General features: G+C 64.3%; 21 protein-coding genes. 19 read left to right on the top strand and 2 right to left on the bottom strand.

The window, feature by feature from the left end; all coding sequences use genetic code 11:
- Positions 1–13: 13 nt before the first annotated feature.
- The 19 genes from fliF (at position 14) to flhB (ending at position 15,629) form a co-directional block, all read left to right on the top strand.
- Positions 14–1,588 carry a flagellar basal-body MS-ring/collar protein FliF gene (gene fliF / locus D6Z24_RS01925; protein ID WP_129124851.1) on the top strand — a complete coding sequence of 525 codons (1,575 nt, stop codon included), beginning with the start codon at positions 14–16 and terminating at the stop codon, positions 1,586–1,588.
- A gap of 29 nt (positions 1,589–1,617) precedes the next feature.
- Positions 1,618–2,610, top strand: a complete 993-nt coding sequence (fliG, locus tag D6Z24_RS01920) for a flagellar motor switch protein FliG (RefSeq protein ID WP_129124850.1) — start codon at positions 1,618–1,620, stop codon at positions 2,608–2,610.
- Positions 2,597–3,307, top strand: a complete 711-nt coding sequence (locus D6Z24_RS01915) for a FliH/SctL family protein (protein ID WP_129124849.1) — start codon at positions 2,597–2,599, stop codon at positions 3,305–3,307. The genes fliG and D6Z24_RS01915 overlap by 14 nt, the downstream gene beginning before the upstream one ends.
- Positions 3,297–4,604 carry a flagellar protein export ATPase FliI gene (gene fliI / locus D6Z24_RS01910; RefSeq protein WP_246014533.1) on the top strand — a complete coding sequence of 436 codons (1,308 nt, stop codon included), beginning with the start codon at positions 3,297–3,299 and terminating at the stop codon, positions 4,602–4,604. The genes D6Z24_RS01915 and fliI overlap by 11 nt, the downstream gene beginning before the upstream one ends.
- A gap of 151 nt (positions 4,605–4,755) precedes the next feature.
- Positions 4,756–5,196: a flagellar export protein FliJ gene (gene fliJ, locus D6Z24_RS01905; RefSeq protein ID WP_129124847.1), complete on the top strand. Its 441-nt coding sequence runs from the start codon at positions 4,756–4,758 to the stop codon at positions 5,194–5,196.
- A complete protein-coding gene (locus tag D6Z24_RS01900; protein WP_129124846.1) occupies positions 5,193–5,693 on the top strand; it encodes a MotE family protein in 501 nt (166 codons plus the stop codon). The genes fliJ and D6Z24_RS01900 overlap by 4 nt, the downstream gene beginning before the upstream one ends.
- A gap of 89 nt (positions 5,694–5,782) precedes the next feature.
- Positions 5,783–7,792: a flagellar hook-length control protein FliK gene (locus D6Z24_RS01895; protein WP_129124845.1), complete on the top strand. Its 2,010-nt coding sequence runs from the start codon at positions 5,783–5,785 to the stop codon at positions 7,790–7,792.
- Between the two features lie 13 nt (positions 7,793–7,805).
- Entirely contained in the window at positions 7,806–8,471 is a 666-nt protein-coding gene (locus D6Z24_RS01890) for a flagellar hook assembly protein FlgD (protein ID WP_129124844.1), read from the top strand.
- A 1-nt stretch (position 8,472) separates the two neighbouring features.
- On the top strand, positions 8,473–8,865 hold the full coding sequence (locus D6Z24_RS01885) for a TIGR02530 family flagellar biosynthesis protein (RefSeq protein ID WP_129124843.1): 393 nt from the start codon (positions 8,473–8,475) through the stop codon (positions 8,863–8,865).
- A 97-nt stretch (positions 8,866–8,962) separates the two neighbouring features.
- Positions 8,963–9,847, top strand: a complete 885-nt coding sequence (locus tag D6Z24_RS01880) for a flagellar hook-basal body protein (protein WP_129124842.1) — start codon at positions 8,963–8,965, stop codon at positions 9,845–9,847.
- A 456-nt stretch (positions 9,848–10,303) separates the two neighbouring features.
- Positions 10,304–10,837: a flagellar basal body-associated FliL family protein gene (locus tag D6Z24_RS01875; RefSeq protein ID WP_129124841.1), complete on the top strand. Its 534-nt coding sequence runs from the start codon at positions 10,304–10,306 to the stop codon at positions 10,835–10,837.
- An 11-nt stretch (positions 10,838–10,848) separates the two neighbouring features.
- Complete coding sequence (locus D6Z24_RS21910) at positions 10,849–10,983, top strand: hypothetical protein (protein WP_281275004.1); 135 nt, start codon at positions 10,849–10,851, stop codon at positions 10,981–10,983.
- A gap of 12 nt (positions 10,984–10,995) precedes the next feature.
- A complete protein-coding gene (fliM, locus tag D6Z24_RS01870) occupies positions 10,996–11,973 on the top strand; it encodes a flagellar motor switch protein FliM (RefSeq protein ID WP_129124840.1) in 978 nt (325 codons plus the stop codon).
- A 41-nt stretch (positions 11,974–12,014) separates the two neighbouring features.
- Positions 12,015–12,275 carry a flagellar motor switch protein FliN gene (fliN, locus tag D6Z24_RS01865; protein WP_129125402.1) on the top strand — a complete coding sequence of 87 codons (261 nt, stop codon included), beginning with the start codon at positions 12,015–12,017 and terminating at the stop codon, positions 12,273–12,275.
- Positions 12,272–12,739 (top strand): flagellar biosynthetic protein FliO, encoded by a 468-nt coding sequence (gene fliO / locus D6Z24_RS01860; protein WP_129124839.1) that lies wholly within the window; start codon positions 12,272–12,274, stop codon positions 12,737–12,739. The genes fliN and fliO overlap by 4 nt, the downstream gene beginning before the upstream one ends.
- On the top strand, positions 12,736–13,494 hold the full coding sequence (fliP, locus tag D6Z24_RS01855) for a flagellar type III secretion system pore protein FliP (RefSeq protein WP_281276074.1): 759 nt from the start codon (positions 12,736–12,738) through the stop codon (positions 13,492–13,494). Before fliO ends, fliP begins: the two co-directional genes overlap by 4 nt.
- 9 nt (positions 13,495–13,503) lie before the next feature.
- The gene (fliQ, locus tag D6Z24_RS01850; RefSeq protein WP_129124837.1) at positions 13,504–13,773 is read left to right on the top strand and encodes a flagellar biosynthesis protein FliQ; all 270 of its coding nucleotides are present in this window, start codon (positions 13,504–13,506) and stop codon (positions 13,771–13,773) included.
- A gap of 2 nt (positions 13,774–13,775) precedes the next feature.
- Positions 13,776–14,561, top strand: coding sequence for a flagellar biosynthetic protein FliR (gene fliR, locus D6Z24_RS01845; protein ID WP_129124836.1), 786 nt, complete (start codon positions 13,776–13,778; stop codon positions 14,559–14,561).
- A 9-nt stretch (positions 14,562–14,570) separates the two neighbouring features.
- The gene (gene flhB / locus D6Z24_RS01840) at positions 14,571–15,629 is read left to right on the top strand and encodes a flagellar biosynthesis protein FlhB (protein WP_129124835.1); all 1,059 of its coding nucleotides are present in this window, start codon (positions 14,571–14,573) and stop codon (positions 15,627–15,629) included.
- Between the two features lie 24 nt (positions 15,630–15,653).
- On the opposite strand, the gene glgP is transcribed toward flhB, so the two are convergent.
- Complete coding sequence (glgP, locus tag D6Z24_RS01835; protein ID WP_129124834.1) at positions 15,654–18,206, bottom strand: alpha-glucan family phosphorylase; 2,553 nt, start codon at positions 18,204–18,206, stop codon at positions 15,654–15,656.
- Between the two features lie 16 nt (positions 18,207–18,222).
- A complete protein-coding gene (locus D6Z24_RS01830; protein ID WP_129124833.1) occupies positions 18,223–19,590 on the bottom strand; it encodes a sigma-54-dependent transcriptional regulator in 1,368 nt (455 codons plus the stop codon).
- Positions 19,591–19,602: the final 12 nt, after the last annotated feature.

Below are 19,602 nucleotides of genomic sequence, written 5' to 3'. Positions count from 1 at the left end.
ACTTGGAGACACCATGCCGGAAGGGCTTAAAAAATTGCTGGAACCTTTTCTCGCTCTGTCGACCGGGAAGCGGCTCGTCGTGGGTGGTGTGGCGCTCGCCTCGCTCCTCGCGTTCGCGGCGCTCATCACCGTGGCGAACAAGACGGACTACCGTCCGCTCTTCGCCAACCTGACAAGCGATGACGCCGGCGAGATCGTCAAAAAATTGAAAGAGCAGAAGGTGCCGTACCAGATCACCGACGACGGCAAGGCGATCATGGTCCCCTCGGACAAGGTCTACGACCTGAGGCTCTCCATGGCGAGCGACGGGCTCCCGCAGGGAGGCGGGGTAGGCTACGAGATCTTCGACCGCAAGAACTTCGGCATGACCGAGTTCGTGCAGAAGCTCAACTACCAGCGCGCCCTGCAGGGTGAGCTCTCGCGCACCATCGCCCAGATCGCCGGGGTCGAGTCGGCCCGCGTGCACTTAGCCATCCCGGAGAAGACGCTCTTCAAGGACGCCGAGAAACCGGCCACCGCCTCGGTCGTACTGAAGATGAAGTCGAACCGCGGCCTCAGGGAAGCCGAGGTGCAGGGGATCGTACACCTGGTCGCCTCCTCCATAGAGGGGATGGACCCCGAGCAGGTGACCGTTTTGGACAGCCGCGGCAAGATGCTCTCCGGCAACACCGCTTCCGACCCCGCCAGCAAGCTGACCGGATCGCGCCAGGAAACCCAGAGGAACTTCGAGAAGACCCAGGAAGACAAGCTGCAGAGCCTTCTGGACCGCGTGGTCGGCTCCGGCAAGTGCGTGGCCCGCGTCACCGCGACCTTCGACTTCAAGCAGGTCGAGAAGTACGAGGAGCGTTACGACCCCGAGTCCGCCGCGGTAAGGAGCGAACAGAGAAGCGAGGAGAAGGGGGGCACCACGGCCACCGCCTCCGGCGTCCCGGGAGCGCAGACGAACCTCGGGCGCACCGCGCCGGGCGGCGCGGGACAGTCCGGCGGCGGCTCCAAGACCGACGAAACCCTGAACTACGAGGTGAGCCGCTCCACGGCCCGCATCATCGAGCCGGTGGGGGCGCTCTCCAAGGTGTCGGTCGCGGTGCTGGTGGACGGCAAGTACGACCTCCCGGTCGGCGCGAAGCCCGGGTCTAACCCGAAATACCAGCCGCGCACCCCGGACGAGATGCAGAAGATCGATGCGCTGGTGAAGAGCGCGGTCGGCTTCAACGCCGAGCGCGGCGACCAGGTGACCGTGGCCAACATCCCGTTCCAGGAGACCGGCGAGGGCGCGGGCGAGAAGCCCCAGTGGTACGACGCCCCCATCGTGCAGGCCCTGATCAAGAACGGCCTGATCGGGCTCGGCTTCCTCGCCCTGATCCTGTTCGTGATCCGCCCGCTTCTGAAGATGCTCAAGGTGGAGAAGAAGCCCGCCTCCTCCTTCATGCCGATCCAGGACGACGCCGAGCAGGCACACATGCTCGAGATGCAGAAGCTCGCCCAGGAGAAGATGAGGGTCACCCAGATCGAGCTGGTGGAGAAGGTCAAGCAGGACCCCTACCAGGCCGCCCAGATCCTGCAGAACTGGCTGACGCGCAAGGACTAGATGAAATCCACGACCCCTAGAGGTGCAGCATGACCGGAGCCGAAAAGGCCGCCATACTCCTTTTATATCTGGGCCCCGAGGCAACCGCCAAGGTCTTCGGCCACATGGACGACGGCGACATAAAGAGGATCAGCCAGAGCATGTCGAAACTGGGCCACGTGCCGCGCGAGGAGATCGCGTCGGTGGTGGAGGAGTTCACCGACATCACGAACCCCGAGACCGGCTTCTTCTCCCAGGGGGAGGAGTTCGTCAAGAAGATCCTCGAGAAGGCCCTTGGTCCCCTGCGCGCCGAGACCCTGCTGCAGGAGATCCGCACCTCCGGCATCGGCGACATGGCCGACCTCCTCTCCACCATGGACCCCCGCACCATCGCGAACTTCTTCTCCCAGGAGCATCCGCAGACCATCGCCGTGGTGCTCGCCAAGCTGAAGCCTAAGCAGACCAGCGAGATCATCGCACTCCTGCCGCAGGAGCTGCAGGCCGAGGTGGTGATCAGGATCGCCGAGGTCGACCAGGTCTCCCCCGAGATCCTCTCCGAGATCGACGAGGTGATCCGGGTGGAGCTGACCGCCCTGGGCGGCGTGCAGCGCTTCAAGGTGGGCGGCGTCGAGAAGGTGGTCGACATGTTCGCGCATCTCGACAGAAGCCGCGAGAAGAAGATCCTCGACAAACTCGACACCATGAACCCGCCTCTGGCCGAGGTGATCAGGAAGCACCTCTTCACCTTCGAGGACATCTTCAAGCTGGACGACCGCGCCATCCAGTCCATCATGCGCGAGGTCTCCAACGACACCCTCACCCTCGCCATGAAGACTTCGCCGGACGAGGTGAAGGACAAGATCTTCCGCAACATCTCCAGCCGTGCGGCGGAGATGATCAAGGAGGACCTGGAGGTCATGGGGCCGGTACGCCTTTCCGACGTCGAGAAGGCGCAGAGCGAGATCATCAAGATCGTCCGGAAGATGGAGGAGGAAGGGAAGGTGGTCATCGCGGGACGCGGGGCGGAAGATGTCCTCGTCTAAGATCATCAGGAAGGGGTTCGAGTCCCAGGCCTTCACCCTGGAGCCGCTCGGCAACGAACTGGTCCCCCCCCCGGGGCAGGACGTGTTCCGCCAGGTTTCCCTCGCGGGCGAGGAACCGCTGCCGGTCGAGGAAGAGGAACCGGAGGTCCCCCCGGAGATGATAGCCGAGGAGGAGGCACTCAGGAGGATCCAGCAGGCGCACGCGGAAGGGATGAAGAAGGGTAGGCAGCAGGCCGAGGAGGATCTCGCCAAGGTGAGCGAGGCGATGGCCCAGGCCCTCTTGGCCACCGGCGCGGTGCGCGGCCAGCTCCTGCACGAGGCGGAGGAGGACCTCCTGAAGCTCTCGGTGATGATCGCCCGCAAGGTGATGATGCGCGAACTCGCCATCGACCCGGGGCTGATCGCGAACCTCGTGCACGGCGCGGTGGAGCTTGCCGCCGACGAGGGGGAGATCGTGGTCCGGCTGAACCCGGAGGAGTACCAGGTGGTGGCCTACTCCCCCCAGTTCCAGGCGCTCAGCCGGGACCGCAAGAAGATCGTTCTGCGCGAGGACCCCACGCTTGGGCCCGCCGCGTGCGTCGTGGAGACGGTGCGCGGCAACATCGACGCCGGCTTCGACGCGCAGCTCGAGGAGATCATGCGCCGGCTTTCCGAGGAGCGCAACGCGCGGCGGGAGGATGAAAACGGTGGGAATTGATCTGGCACGGTACCTGCCGGTGGTCGAGGCGGCCAAGCCGGTGCGTTTCAACGGGAAGGTGACCCAGGTGGTGGGGCTCGTGATCGAGGGGTTCTGCCCTGAGACCGCGGTCGGGAGCGTCTGCGAGGTGCATTCCGAGGGGCATGCACCGATTCCCGCCGAGGTGGTCGGCTTCCGCGAGAACAAGACGCTCCTGATGCCGCTGGGCGAGCTGAGGGGGGTGGGACTTGGCAGCGTCATCTCGGTCAGGCGCGAGAAGGCGGCCCTGGGGGTGGGCCCTGCCCTTTTGGGGCGGGTCATCGACGGCTTGGGTGACCCCATCGACGACAAGGGCCCCATCGAGACGGTGGACGAGTACCCGATCTACGCGCTGCCGGTGAACCCGATGAAGCGCCGCCCGATCAGGAAGCCTTTGAATCTCGGCATCCGCGCCATCAACGGGCTTTTGACCTGCGGCGAGGGGCAGAGGGTCGGCATCATGGCGGGCTCCGGCGTCGGCAAGTCGACCCTTCTCGGCATGATCGCCCGTTACACCGAGGCGGACGTCAACGTCATCGCCCTGATCGGCGAGCGCGGCCGCGAGCTGCGCGAGTTCATCGAGAAGGACCTGCAGGCGGAGGGGCTCAGAAAATCGGTGGTCGTTGTGGCGACGAGCGATCAGCCCCCCCTGGTGCGGATGCGCGGCGCCTACATCGCGACCACCATCGCCGAGTATTTCCAGGCGCAGGGGAAGAAGGTGCTCCTCATGATGGACTCCGCAACCCGTTTCGCCATGGCGATGCGCGAGGTGGGTCTTGCCATCGGCGAGCCCCCGACCACCAAGGGGTACACCCCGAGCGTCTTCGCCGCGCTCCCTAGGCTTCTGGAGCGGACCGGCAACTTCCAGGGTGGGAGCATCACCGGCCTTTATACCGTCCTCGTCGAAGGGGACGACTTCAACGAGCCGATCTCCGACGCGATGCGCAGCATCCTCGACGGGCACATCATCCTCACCCGAGAGCTTGCCGCCCGCAACATCTACCCCCCGATCGACCTCTTGAACAGTGCGAGCCGCGTCATGAGCGACGTGACCACGAGGGAACACCGGGCGCTCGCCGGGCAGTTCAAGGAGACCCTGGCGACCTACCGTCAGGCCGAGGACATGATCAACATCGGCGCCTACAAGGCGGGGAGCAACCCGAAGATCGACACGGCGGTGGCGCGGATGGACCGCATGGTCGCGTACCTGAAGCAGGACGTGGCCGACGAGGTCAATTTCGAGGAATCGATCGAGGCGCTCGCGAAGATCTTCCAGTAGCACGCTTTATGCAGCATGCTCTGCGGCCCCCGGCCGCGTGCCGGGATTTTGACACGCCGCCCTCGGCAGTATCAGGAAATGGCTGGACACGCCAAGGGGGTGGGCTGAACACACCCGGTTGCGGAGCTTGGCGAAGGCGGGAGGAAAGACCATGGCAGGACAGGAATTCAGGCTCGAACAGGTGCTCAAGTTCCGCAAGGAAGTGGAGAAGATGCACCAACTGGAACTCGCTGCGGCGAAGCAGCAGCACGAGAGCGCCAGGGAGCGGCTGAAAAACGAAAAGGCCATGATGGAGCAGCGGGAAAAGGAATGCGCCGAACGCCAGATGAACGGCATCGAGGCGAAGGACCTGCAGCTCTACGGCGACTTCTCCAGACGAAAGAGCCAGGAAATCCTGCAGTTGCGGGAAAGCCTGGTGGTCCTCGAGAAGGCGGTGCAGGAAAAGCGCGAGGCCCTTTTGGCCGCGGCGAAGGAAAAGAAGGCCCTTGAGGTTTTCAAGGAGAAGAAGATGCGGGACCTGAGGATGGAACAACTGAACCGGGAACGCGCCTTCCTGGACGAGATCGCGGTCCAGGGGAGGGGGCGCAAGTGAAAGGGGTGATACGGACCGCCGCCGTCGCGCTTGTCGCGCTGCCGCTTTTAAGCGGCGGTGGGGAAGGGCCCTCGGTGCAGGCGGCCGAGGTGAAGAATCCTCCCCGCTCCGCGGCTTCCGTCGAGGCCGCGGCACTCGAGGCGAAACGGCAGCAGCTGGCACAGAAGGAAGCGGTGCTGAACGCGAAGGAGGCCGAGCTGAACCGCCTTGCCGCCAAGCTCGACGCCCGGGTCGCGGAACTGAACGCGGCCAAGAAGGGGATCGAGGAGTCGCTCACCGCGAAGAACAAGCAGGACGACGAGCGCTACAAGAAAATGATCAAGATCTACAAGGGGTTGAAGCCGGAGGAGGCGGGTAACCTGCTCAACAAGCTGAACGAGAAGATGGTGATCCAGATGCTGAACCAGATGGATCAGAAGACCGCCGTCAAGCTCATCCCCTTCATAAGCCAGCCGCGGGTCCTTGAATGGACCAGGCTGAACCTCGCCGGCAAGTAGGCGAAGATACTGATTGAACCGCCTGCAAGGGCGGATTCGACCGGCGGCGGACGCCGCCGTAACGCCAAACAAAAAGGAGGTGATACGAGATGATGGTTCAAAACGCAGCATTTATTCCAGACGCCTTCCCGGCGGCTCCGGCCGGGTCGGCACCCGCGGCACCCTCCGGTACCGGCGGCTTCCAGCAGATGCTCCAGGGGAAACAGGCTCAGGCCTCCTCCCAGGGGAAAGCGGAAGCGAAGCAACCGGCGGCGGAAGGAAAACCCGCGAAGGAAGTCGGCGCGAAGGCCGAAGCGGCGCCGCCAGCCGCCCCCCGCAAGGGAGCGGGCTCCCAGGAGGCGCAGCCGGGAGATACCGTTGCCGCAAGGCAACGTCCGGCGCAGGATACCTCCGACGGCGCGGTGCGGGAAGCGACCGCGGCGACCGCAGAACCTGCGGAAAAGGCGCCTTCCAAAAAGGTGGGAACCCCGGAGGACGCGGCAACACCCGCGCAGGACACAACTTCCGTCGACCTGGTGCGGTCGGCGCAGGACAACGTCCCGGCGGGGCTCATCCCGGAACCCAACCCGGGACTGGTCGTGGCGCTGGCGCAAGTGGCGTCACACCAGGAGCAAAAGACAGGCGCGGGCAACGCCGACGAGGCGGGCGCTCAGGCGCTCTCCAGGCTGGAAGCCCTGCAGCAGCCGACTGTCGAGGCAAAAGGTCCCCAGGCCGGGGAGCCCGAGGCAGCACAGGCGGCGAAGCCGGCAGTCGGGCAGGAAGCGAAGCAGGAGGTTCAGCAGGACAAAACGGGAGACCGGCCCCTCATGGGCGCGGCAACCGGAGCCGAAACAGGCCAGAAGGCCGATGCGGCGCAGCTTCCCCGCGACGAGCGGGGAGCCAAGGTCATAACTCCGACGGGCACCACAGAAAGGGCGCAGGTCGAGAAGCCCCAGGCGCAGGAGGCGTCCGGGAAAGTGGCACAGCCGAAGGAGCTTCCCGAGGCGGCCAAAACATCGGTCGTCGCCGATCAGACGGCAGCGGCAGAGCGTCTCTCCGCGCGGCAGCAAGGGGAGGGGCGGTTCGTCGCCATGCCGGTACGCGACCTCTCCGTGCAGACGGCGGAGAACGCAAAGGCGGCGGCAACCGCTGTCACCGACGGCACGGTAACCGAGGCGACGGCCCCGGCACAGGGGGACGCTTCCACGGCGGCCAAGGAAACCTCCGGTGCCGTTGACGGCGCGACCCGGGAAGCGACGGCGAAGCAGGCAGCGGCCGAGGTGAAGGTGGCTTACGGCGAGGGGAAGAAGGAGAACGTTGCCGGCGCTGATCAGCAGACGACCCAGGCCACAGCAGACGCCGATTCCGCGACGGGGAAGGCCCAGCAGCACAGGGAGATGCGCCACGGCGAGTCCCCCGCAGGCAAGGAAGGGCGCGGCGCTGAGCAGGCTTTGCAGGCCGGCGCGGCGAAGAACTCCGGCGAAGAGGTTTCCGGCACCGGACGTGCAACACCCGCGGCAACCAAGCTGACCCAGGAACCTGGTGCGGTTCGTGAGGCTTCGGAAAGCCATGGCGGCGGGGCGCAGCAAAAAGGGGAGCAGCAAAACGGGCATTTGCTCGGCGCCGGGGTAGTGGCGCAGGGTAACACCGCCGACACGGTGCCTGTCGAAGCGAAACAGGCGCAGGCAAGGACCCCGCTGCACGAGAGCATACTGGCTCAGGTAAAGGAAGGGGTGGTGACCCATGACGGCAAGGGGAACGGCCAGATGAGCATCCGGCTGAACCCGGGGGAACTGGGCGAGTTGAAGATCCAGGTCCGCATGGAGAACAACCGGCTGAACGTGGAAGTCCAGGCCGACAACCGGATGGTCAAGGACCTGCTCCTCGGCAACCTCGACTCCCTCAAGGAGGCCCTTTCCGGCAAGAATCTCACCATGGACGGTTTCAACGTCTCCACCGGCGGTGGCGGCTTCAACGGGCCGCTCAACGAGGAGAGGGGGAACCAGAAACAGCAGCAGCCCCAGAGGTTCGCCAGGGGTGCAGGGTACGACGGCCAGGATGCACCTCGAGTCAATTATCTGACTGCCGAGGTCAACAGCCTGCTCGACGTGAGATTCTAAAAAGGAGGAAGGCATGATTACCGATGCAACATCGGCGGCAAGCACCTCGCAGGCGGCGGCCGCCATGAAACAGGCAACCGGGATGAACAAGGACGACTTCCTGAAGTTGTTCGTGACCCAGCTGCAGAACCAGGATCCCCTGAATCCGCAGGACGGCACGCAGTTCATCTCCCAGCTGGCCCAGCTGACCCAGGTCGAGCAGGCCTACAACACCAACACGAACCTCCAGAGCCTCTTGTCCCAGGGGAACAACGCGGGAACCCTCGCGGCGGTCTCCCTGATCGGCAAGGAGGTGGAGGCACCCGGCTCCCAGGTGGAGCTCACCTCGGGAAGCGCTTCCGCGGTCAACTACAACCTGGCGCGGAGCGCCACGACGGTCACCGTCTCGATCCTCGACGCCAACGGCAAGGTGGTGAAGACCATCGACGGCGGGGCGCAGGGCATCGGGAACAACAGCGTGAGCTGGGACGGCACCGACAACTCCGGCGCAACGCTCACCCCGGGCGCTTACAGCTTCAGCGTCTCGGCAAAGGATGCCACCGGCAACACGGTCACCAGCACGGGGCTGGTGCGCGGCAGGGTGAACGGCGTAGACATGTCCGGAACCACACCGGTACTCTCCGTCGGATCGCTCAAGCTGAACCTTACGGACGTCACTTCGGTAACCGAGGGGGCCTAGGATGATCGACAACAGCATCCTCTTTCCCCAACCGATCCAGGCACCGGTAAAACCCAACGCGAACGGGAACAAGCCCGCGGCGAAGGGTGCGGGGAGCGGCACGGCGTTCGCTCAGGTCCTGGACCAGAAACTCCCGGGGCAGCCGGTAAAGCTGTCGCAGCACGCCCAGGAGCGCCTGAAATCCCGCGGCATCACCCTCTCCGAAGCCGACATGAAGCAGTTGGAAGGGGCGGTGGACAGCGTGGCGCAAAAAGGTGGCAGGGAGTCCCTGATCCTGATGGGGGACGCGGCCCTAGTGGTAAGCGTCAAAAACCGGACAGTGGTCACCGCCATGGATCGTCAGGGGATGAAAGGAAACGTTTTCACCAACATCGACTCGGCAGTATTTTTCTAAACACGACAAACGAAACGGGCTGGCCCTCCAGAAGGAAAGCCCGCGGGACACCGACCGACCGAGGCGTCCCACAACCTAAGCCCAAGGAGGCAAAAAAATGAGCGTTACTTCCGCACTGTTTACCGGCGTTACCGGTCTCATCCAGAACGGCGAAGCGATGAACGTCATCGGCAACAACATCTCCAACGTCAACACCATCGGCTTCAAGGGGGCAAGGACCCTCTTCTCCGACATGCTCTCCCAGAACGTCGGCGGGGGCTCCCAGATCGGTAAAGGCGTGCAGATGCAGGTAGTGCAGAACATGTTCAGCCAAGGCTCCACCCAGACCTCGGAGAACGTAACCGACCTCTCCATCCAGGGGAACAGCTTCTTCGCGCTGGCGCCGCCGACCGCGACCTTCCCCATCGGCACCCAGAATTCCGCGTTTCTCTCCCGCGCCGGCGCCTTCCAGGTGGACAACAACCTGACCCTGGTGAACCCGGACGGCTACCAGGTGCTCGACACCCAGGGTAACCCGATCAAGTTCGTGAACTCCGGCACCGCGCCGACCACCGACTTCGGCAAGATCATCAGCGTCGACAACTCGGGGCTCATCACCTACCTCGCCACCGACGGCATCACCCAGAACTACTACAACACCTCCGGGGCGGTCGGTGTCCCTGCAACCACCGCCAACGCGGCCACCGTGCAGCGCCTTGCCCTGGTCACCGCTTCCGATCCGACCGCCCTCACCAAGATGGGTGGCTCGCTCTACCAGGCGACCACGGAATCCGGCGTTCCGACCACCGCCTTCTCCCTCGCCTCCAACAAGGCCAACGGCGTGAGCGAGAAGATCCTTTCCAACACCCTCGAGCAGAGCAACGTCGACATGGCGAGCGAGTTCGTCAAGATGATCGTCACGCAGAGGGCCTACTCCGCCAACTCCAAGACCATCACCACCACGGACCAGATGACGCAGGAAGTCCTGCAGCTGATCCGCTAGCGAAAGCGGGGGCGCGGCGGTAAGCCGCGCCCCCGATCCCTTCCCCGCGTCAAAGCCGCCCCCGACGTCGTAGCTCTGACACCCGCGTCGCCGACGGCGCGCTCGCCCTTTCCGGGGCTTTATCCCCTTCGTTTCCACTCCCGTATCCCGCATGCCGCGGGGAAATGCGCTCCCTGCGCCGCGTGCGCCGCACCGGCAGCCCGGGTTAACGGCGTGCCGGTCAAAAAGTTGACCCTGTTCCGGCCGCCGCATAGGGGCCCCTCATTCCCCGGCACATCACGATACAACGAGATATGGTGCAAGGCGCCGTAACATAAGGGTTTGCGAGCCGTTCCGCCGGTGCCGCCCCGCGCCCGTGCCGTCATAACAGGCGCGGCTTCGCGGATCTGGCATCTCGGTTGCAAGGGTGTTCAAACCGAATACACCAGCTCTCGCTGTTTAAAAGGAGAACCCAGCATGGCCGAACCGGCAAAGGCCCCAGAGACCCCCGAAAAGAACAACAAGAAGCTCTTCATCATCATCGGCGCCGTGGTGGCGGTCCTCGCCATCGGCGGGGCGGCCGCCTTTTTCATGGGAGGGGGCAAGAAGGCGAAAGCTCCCGAAGGCGCGAAGGTCGAGGCGAAGGCGGAAGGTGGTGGGGAGCATGGAGCACCGGCCAAGGAAGGGGGCGAGGGGGGGGGTGCCGTCGGCGGCACCATCTATCCCCTGGAGCCCTTCATCGTCAACATCTACGACGGTCAGGAACTGCGCTACCTGAAGATCAAGGTGGAGTTCGAGATGGCCAACCCCCAGGCGAAGGCCGAGCTCGACGCGAAGCTCGCACCGCTTCGGGACGCCATCCTCATCCTCCTGACCACCAAGACCATGCAGGAGATCCAGGACCTGCAGGGTAAAAACCAGCTGCGCGAACAGATCCTCGCCGCCGTTTCCAAGGTGGTGCCGCCCAGCAAGATAACCAAGGTCTATTTCACCGACTTCGTCGTGCAGTAGAGGTGCTCTCGATGGAAAAAATCCTCACCAAGGAAGAGATCGACGCCCTCGTGGCGGCCGTGTTCAGCGGGACCCTGGTCCTCGAGCGCGAGCTCCACTCGGAAAAGACCGCGCGGGTTCGCCGCACCGAATACGTGGTGCAGTAAAAGGTGCCATCGATGGAAAAACTCCTCACCAAGGAAGAGATTGACGCCCTCGTGGCGGCCGTTTTCGACGGGACCCTGGTCCCGGAAAACGAGCTCGCCAAGGAAGGGCCTCAGGCGGAGCAGTTCGACCTGCTCGATATCGAGGCTCATCGCGCCATCCCGAACCTTGACATCGTCTACGACGGTTTCATCCGCTACAACCGGGTCACCATGTCGAACCGGCTCGGGCGGATGGTGGACATCAAGAAGGAGGAGGCGGTCCCCTACAAGTTCGGGGATTTCCTGAGCGTGCTTCCTTCCCCGGTCTGTATGGCGATCTACAAGATGGACCCCCTGAAGGGTGCCGCCCTCATCGCCTTCGACAGCACCCTGGTCTTCACCATCGTGGACAGCATCCTGGGCGGTTCCGGCGTTACCTCGGGGCAGGGGATGAACCGCCTGTTCACCTCGATCGAACTCCGCCTCGTCGAGAAGATCGTCAAGGATGCGCTGGCCGACCTGGAGCGCGCATGGGCGCCGCTTTGCCCGGCGAGCATGAACCTCCTGCGCCTGGAGATGAACCCGCGCCTGGTGAACATCGTCCCCCCCGAATACCAGGTGGTCACCATGAGCATGAAGATCCAGATCGAGGAGACGGTGGGGAACATGATCCTCGCCATCCCGTTCCTGACCATCGAGCCGATCCGCGACAAGTTAAAGCGCGGCGTGCAGATGGACATGATGGTGGTGGACCCGCTCTGGTCCTACCGCCTCTCGGAGGAACTCATGGGAGCGCCGATGGACATCTCGGTCGAGATGGGTGGGGCGACCATATCGCTCGCCGACCTTACCGGCCTTTCGGCGGGTGACGTGGTCATGCTCGACACGAGCGGCAAGGACGAGCTCGTGGTGAAGGTGGGGGGGACCAAGAAGTTTATGGGAATTGCCGGGGTAAGCGGCGGCAACAAGGCGGTACAGATCACGCGTGCCCTGACTGGAGGTGAAGATTGAGCGAAAAACTCGCTTTGGACGAACAGAAGGAAGCCCCGCAGATGAAGAACCTGGACTTCATCATGGATATCCCGCTGCAGCTGACCGTCGAGCTCGGGCGCACCAAGCTCCTCGTGCGGGACGTTTTGCAGCTGAACCAGGGGTCGGTGGTGGAGCTCACCAAGCTGGCCGGCGAACCGCTGGACGTCTTCGTGAACTCGAAGCTCGTGGCGCGCGGCGAGGCGGTGGTGGTGAACGACAAGTTCGGCATCAGGCTCCTCGACATCGTGAGCCCGAACGAAAGGGTGGACAAGGTGTTATGAGAACGCTCGCCGCAGTGACCGCAGCGCTTTTGGCCCTTCCGGGGGCGGCACACGCCGAAGGGGGGCCCGACCTGGTCGGGAGCCTGGCCCAGATGGCGGGCTCGCTCATGCTCGTGATCGGGATCATCCTGATCCTCTATTACCTCGCCGGGCGCCTGATGAAGATGCCGCAGGGGAACCGGGGCGGTTACATCCGGGTGGTGGAGACGAAGCACCTGGCGCCCAAGAAGTCGCTCATGCTGGTGGAGGTGGGCGGAGAATACCTGCTCCTTAGCAACAGCGGCGAGGGGGTCACCCTCCTGAAGCAGGTGGAGATGCTGGAGGAGATCGAGGTGGTCCCCGAAGGGGTCGGGGGGCTGGTCGTACCGGCCGGGCTCAAGGACAAGCTGGCGGCGCTCAAGGGCGTGCTCCCGCGCAGGGAGGCGCCGCTCGCACAGTTAAGGAAAAGCGGTGGATGTGCGTGAAAGCTGACAAGATCCTCGGGGTCGTTCTTCTGGCGGCCCTCTCCCTCGTTCTGGTCGCGACTGCGGGTGCCGAGCCCCTCTCCCTCCCCACGGTGAGCGTCGGGGTCGGCAAGGTGAGCAAGCCGGGCGACGTCTCCGTGGTGCTGCAGATCTTCTTCATGATGACGGTCATCTCGCTGGCGCCAAGCCTTTTGATGATGACCACCTCCTTCACACGCATCGTCGTGGTGCTCTCCTTTCTCCGTTCGGCGCTCGGGACGCAGCAGGCCCCCTCGAACCAGATCATCGTCGGGCTGTCGCTGTTTCTCACCTTCTTCGTGATGGCGCCGGTCTGGCAGCAGGTGAACACCCAGGCGCTGCAGCCCTACAAGGCGAACACGATCACCCAGGAGGAGGCGCTCAAGCGCGGCGTGGCGCCGCTCAGGAAATTCATGCTCTCCCAGGTGCGCGAGAAGGACCTGGCGCTTTTCATCAGCCTCTCCAAGCTCCCGAGGCCGCGTAACGCCGACGACATCCCGACCATGACGCTGATCCCGGCCTACATGGTGAGCGAGCTGAAGACCGCGTTCCAGATCGGGTTTCTCATCTTCATCCCGTTCCTCGTGCTGGACATGGTGGTCGCCTCGGTGCTCATGTCGATGGGTATGATGATGCTGCCGCCGGTGATGATCTCGCTTCCCTTCAAGATCCTCCTCTTCGTGCTGGTGGACGGCTGGGGGCTCGTCATCGGGTCGCTCGTGAAGAGCTTCGGATAAGGAGTTGGTATGACCCCGGAAATGGTAGTGCAACTCGGCAGGCGGAGCTTCGAGGCGGTGATCCTCCTCTCGGCGCCGCTTCTCATCTGCGCCCTCGTGGTGGGCCTCCTCGTCAGCATCTTCCAGGCGGTGACCTCGATCAACGAGGCGACGCTCGCCTTCGCGCCCAAGATCATCGCGGTCATGGTCGCCATGGTCGTCTTCTTCCCCTGGATGATGATGTACATGAGCGACTTCACGCGCGAGATCTACGGCATGATCGCGAACATGAGGCACTAGGTGTGTTCGACTCCCTCCCCTTAAGCACCCTGGCCGACCTGATCCCCTTCGGCCTGGTTCTCGCCCGGGTGTCGGGACTCTTCATGGCGATCCCGATCTTCGGCGCCCGCGTGGTGCCAAACCGCGTCAAGGCGGTGCTCATCTTCGCCCTGACCCTGCTCATCTTCCCGATCATCCGGCCGCAGGCGATGACCGCGGCGAACGACTCCATCTCCCTCATCCTCCTGGTGGTGCAGGAAGCGCTCATCGGGCTCACCCTCGGGGCGATCTCGCAGTTCGTCTTCGCCGCGGTGGAGCTCTGCGGCCAGATGGTGGGTACCCAGATGGGGATATCAATCGCCGCCCAGTTCGACCCGACCACCCAGAACAACGTCCCGACCATGGCGATCTTCCAGGGGGCGCTCGCCACCCTCATCTTCCTTTCGCTCGGCGTGCACCACTTCTTCATCAGGGCGATGGTGGAGAGCTACCAGGTGATCCCGCTCGGGGCCTGGCACGTGAGCGGGGGGCTTTTGAAGTTCCTGGCCCAGGCGAGCACCGGGGTCTTCGTCATCGCGGTGAAGCTCGCGGCGCCGGTCTCGGTGGCCCTTTTGGCGACCACCGTGGCGCTCGGCATCGTGGCGAGAAGCTTCCCCGCCATGAACGTCTTCATGGTGAGCATGCCGCTCAACATCGGGATCGGCTTCCTCCTCCTCGGCATCTCCCTCCCGATCTTCCTCAGGGTGCTGCAGGGAAGCTTCGCCAACTTCACGGACCAGATGCGCACGCTCTTCAGGCTCTTAGCCTAAGGCCCTCCGATGTCCGACGACAAACACTCAAAAACAGAGAAACCTACAAGCAAGAAGATCTCCGACGCGAAGAGCAAGGGACAGGTCGCGCGCAGCCGCGAGATGACCTCGGCCTTCACCCTCATCGCGGCCATGATCGGCCTCTACGCGACCTCGGGGCTCATCCTTAAGACGCTGCAGGGGACCATGAGGGACATCTTCGGGGGGCTCGCCACCATCGAGGTGACCCCGGGCGGGGTGCATCACCTGATGATGAAGGAGTTCGCCAACCTGGCGATCATGGTCGCCCCGTTCATGCTGGTCTGCCTCATCGCGGGGATGGCGGTGGAGATCGGCCAGGGGGGGATCAACCTGAGCTCCGAGAAGTTGAAGTTCGACCTGGGGCGCCTGAACCCGGCGCAGGGGGTGTCGAGGCTCTTCAACAAGGACTCGGTCTTCGAGGTGGCGAAGTCCTTCATGAAGATGGCGATCGTGGGGTACATGGCCTACAAGATCCTCGCCGAGGAGATGGAGGGGATCGTCTTTCTGGTGGACCAGGACCTGCAGGGGATCCTGCAGTTCATAGGGCACCTCGCCTTCAAGATCGTGCTCCATACCTGCGGGGTGCTGATCCTCCTCGCGGTCCTCGACCTCGCCTTCGTGAAGTGGCGTTTCACCGAGAACCTGATGATGACCAAGCAGGAGGTGAAGGACGAGCACAAGAACACGGAGGGGGACCCGGCCATCAAGGGGAAGCAGCGCCAGAAGGCCTTCCAGATGGCGCGCCGCCGCATGCGCCAGATCGTGCCGACGGCGGACGTCGTGGTCACCAACCCGACCCACTACGCCGTGGCGCTGAAATACGACCGCTTCAAGATGTCCGCCCCGATGGTGATCTTCAAGGGTGTCGACGAGATGGCGCTGCAGATCAAGATAGTGGCGCGGGAGAACGGGGTGACCCTGGTGGAAAACCGCTTCCTCGCCCGCGAGCTGCACGCCCAGGTGGACGAGGGGACCGAGATCCCGGAGGGGCTCTACGCCGCGGTCGCCGAGATCCTGGCCTACGTCTACAGCCTGAAGAAGAGGTGAGGCGGGCGCCTCACCTCCACGGAATCACCCCCAAAGGATCAGCCCCGGGTCGTACACGGTCCCCAGTTCCGGGTGCCGCGGCATGACCCTCAACATAAAGCCGTGCCGCCCGCAGAAGCGGCACTCAAGTTCTCCGCCGAAGTGACCGGCCCGTTCCGGGTCGGGTGCGGGGGCAAGCGGCACCACTTCCCCTCCCACGATCGATCCCCTCGAATCGAGCACCCCGAAGTACACCTCGACCGCGATTTCCGAGAGCGGCACCTCGCCGGGGGTGATCTGCACCGAGATGGGAACCCGCTCCCCGACGGTAACCTCCCGCGCGCACGTGGCCTCCACCGCCACGATGGAAAGCCCCCCCCACACGCCGTGCAGCCGCTCCTTCCAGCGCGCGAGCTCGACCGCGAGCCTCAGGTCGTCCCGGTTCAGCCGCTCCCAGTGCTCGAAGGCGGGGAGGTAGCAGCGACGGGCGTACTCCTGCACCATGCGGTGCGTGGAGAACACCGGGCAGAGGGTCTCCATCGATGTCTTCATGAAAGCGGTCCAGCCGCGCGGCACGCCGTCGCTCCCCCGGTTGTAGAAAAGCGGCACGATCTCCTTCTCCAGAAGGTCGTAGATGGCCCGGCTCTCCACCTCGTTCTGGTAGGTGAGGTCGTCGTAGACCTCCCCCCTGCCGATGGCCCATCCGTTGTTCCCGCGGTACCCCTCGCACCACCAGCCGTCCAGGATGCTCATGTTGAGCCCGCCGTTGAAGGCCGCCTTCATGCCGCTCGTGCCGCTTGCCTCCAAAGGTCTCAGCGGCGTGTTGAGCCAGACGTCCACCCCCTGCACGAGGCGCCGGGCCACCGAGATGTCGTAGTCTTCGAGGAAGAGGATGCGGCGCCGGAACTTCTCCTCTTTGGAAAGCTGCACGATCTGCCGGATGAGCTCCTTCCCCTGGTGGTCGGCGGGGTGCGCCTTCCCGGCGAAGACTATCTGCACCGGGCGCTCCGGGTGGTTCAGGATCCGGTCCAGGCGCTCCTTGTCGTGCAGAAGGAGCGTGCCGCGCTTGTAGGTCGCGAAGCGGCGCGCGAACCCGATGGTGAGGATCTCCGGGTCGAGTACGTCGCCGGCGCGATCGATCTCCTTGGTGCTCGCGTCGAGTTTCTGCAACTGGGTCTTCAGCGAATGCCTGGCGTAGTCCACGAGGCGCTCGGTGCCGCGGCGGTGCGTGCGCCAAAGCTCGGCGTCCGGGATGCGCGAGACCTTGCGCCAGAGGGCGTCGTCGCTCTGTTCGATCCAGCGGGTCCCTAAGTAGCGGGTCAGAAGGCCGCTCATCTCCTCGGAGAGCCAGCTCTTCTGGTGCACGCCGTTGGTCACGTAGGTGAGTGGGAGTTGTTCTTCGGGGAGGTCGGGCCAGACGTCGGCCCACATGCGGCGCGAGACCATGCCGTGCAGTTCGCTCACGCCGTTTGAATGCACCGAGAGCTTCATGGCGAGGACCGCCATGCAGAAGTTCTCGTTGCTCCTGCCGTGGTTCTGCATGCCGAGGGCCAGGAACTGCTCCCGGGAGAGCCCGAGGCGGCGGTAGTACTGCCCAAGGTAGCGCTCGAGAAGCTCGGGGGGGAAGTGGTCGATGCCCGCCTCGACCGGCGTGTGGGTGGTGAAGACGTTGCCGCCGCGCACCGCCTCCATCGCCTCGCCGAAGGTGAGCGAGCGCTCCTCCATCAGGAGGCGGATACGCTCCAGGGCGAGGAAGGCGGCATGCCCCTCGTTCATGTGGCAGACGTTGGGCTCTACCCCAAGAAGGCGCAGCGCCCGGACCCCGCCGATGCCGAGCAGGATCTCCTGGCGGATGCGCATCTCCTGGTCGCCGCCGTAAAGGCGCGTCGTGATCTCCCGGTCCGCGGGGGCGTTCTCTTCGAGGTTGGTGTCGAGCAGAAACAGGCGCACCCGCCCCACGATGACGCGCCAGATCTGCACCCGCACCGGGCGTCCGGGGTACTCGACCTCGAAGGAGAGCGGGTTGCCGTCGGCGTCGCGCTCGAGGGTGAGGGGAAGGTTGTAGAAGTCGTTTTCGGGGTAGATCTCCTGCTGCCACCCCTCGAGGTTCAGGTACTGGCGGAAGTAACCCTGCCGGTACAGGAGCCCGACCCCGACGAGCGGGAGCCCCAGGTCGCTCGCGGATTTGAGGTGGTCTCCGGCCAGGATGCCAAGCCCCCCCGAGTAGACCGGGAGCGACTCGTGCAGGCCGAACTCCATGGAGAAGTAGGCGATGCGGGCGTGCGGGTTGCCGTGCCGCTCGTACCAGGTGCGCGTGGCGAGGTACTCGCCAAGCCGCTCCTCCACGTGACAGAGGTGCGACATGAACCCCTCGTCCAGCATCAGGCTCTCGTAGGTCGCCTGCTGGAGGGAGCCGAGCATCTCGAGCGGGTTGTGGCGCGTGGTGCGCCAAAGCTCCGGGTCGAGCCGCTTGAAGAGGCCGATGGCCTCCGGCTCCCAGGTCCACCAAAGGTTGTATGCGATCCGTTGCAGCCCGGTGAGCTCCTTCGGGAGCGAGGGGACAACGGTGAAGCGGTGCAGCGTCGAGAAGAGGTTCATGCCGCCTCCTCGCTACTTACTCCGGCCTCCCGATACCGAACTTCTCCAGCCGGTATTGTAGCGTCTTGTAGCTCATGCCAAGAAGTGGTGCCGCTTTTGCGATGACCCAGTCGGCCCGTTCCATGGCCTTCGTGATCAGGTCGCGCTCCAGGTTGTCGATGGATATCCCCTCGGCCGGGAAGTCGAAGGGGAGCGACCCTGCCGGGGTCGCCTCGTTGTGCACCTCGGCCGGCAGGTCCTCGGGCTGAATGTAATCGCTTTCCGCCATGAGGACGCCGCGCTCGATCACCGACTCGAGCTGGCGCACGTTGCCGGGCCAGTTGTAGTCCAAAAGGATCTTGAGCGCTGGTTTGCCGATCCCCTTGACCGGTATCCCGGACGCCGCGCTGTACTTCTTCAGGAAGAAGTGCGCGAGGGTCACGATGTCGCTCCCCCGTTCGCGCAGCGGGGGGAGGGTGATGCGGATCACGTTCAGGCGGTAGAAGAGGTCCTCGCGGAAGTTTCCGCGCTTGGTTTCCTGCTCGAGGTCCTTGTTGGTGGCCGAGATGATCCTCACGTCGACCGGGATGTTCACCTTGCCGCCGACCCTGCGGATCTCCTTCTCCTGGATGGCGCGCAAAAGCTTCGCCTGCATGGCGACGTTCATCTCGCCGATCTCGTCCAGGAATACCGTGCCCCCCTCGGCCGCCTCGAAGATGCCGATCTCCCGGCTCCCTGCGCCGGTAAAGGACCCCTTTTCGTGCCCGAAGAGCTCGCTTTCCATGAGCGCGTCCGGGATGGCGGCGCAGTTGATGGCGAAGAACGCCTTGTCCTTTCTCGGGCTGCCGTCGTGGATCGCGCGCGCCACCAGTTCCTTGCCGGTTCCCGACTCGCCGTAGATGAGGACCGTGGTGGAGGTGGGGGCGATCTTGTGGATGATGCGGGCCACCTCCATCATCTTCGGGTGCTCCCCGATCATGTTCGGCAGCGTCCTCGTCTCGGCGAGCTTTTTCTGCAGCACCCGGTTTTCCTTCAGGAGCATGATGCGCTCGAAGGCGCGCTGCACGGTGAGGATCAGGTTTTCGCGTTCGAGCGGCTTCTCCAGGTAGTCGAAGGCCCCCTTCTTCATCGCCTCCACCGCGGAATCGATGGTGCCGTGGGCGGTCATCATGACCACGCACTGGGCGGGATTTTCCGCGAGTACCTGCTCCATGAGCTCCATCCCGGTCATCCCCTGCATCTTCAGGTCGGTGAGCAGGAGGTCGTACTCCGCGCGCCCCAACTCCTGCAGCGCCTCCTCCGCGCTCGGCACGGTGCAGAGGCGGTACCCCGCCTTGGTGAGGATGGCGCTCAGGATGTCCCGCTGCCCTTTCTCGTCGTCTACTACCAGGATGCTGCCGCTCATTACCACTCCTGT

This window comes from Geomonas oryzae (genome assembly GCF_004117875.1).
Taxonomy (GTDB): domain Bacteria; phylum Desulfobacterota; class Desulfuromonadia; order Geobacterales; family Geobacteraceae; genus Geomonas; species Geomonas oryzae.
This window is presented reverse-complemented; position numbering and strand designations above follow the sequence as displayed.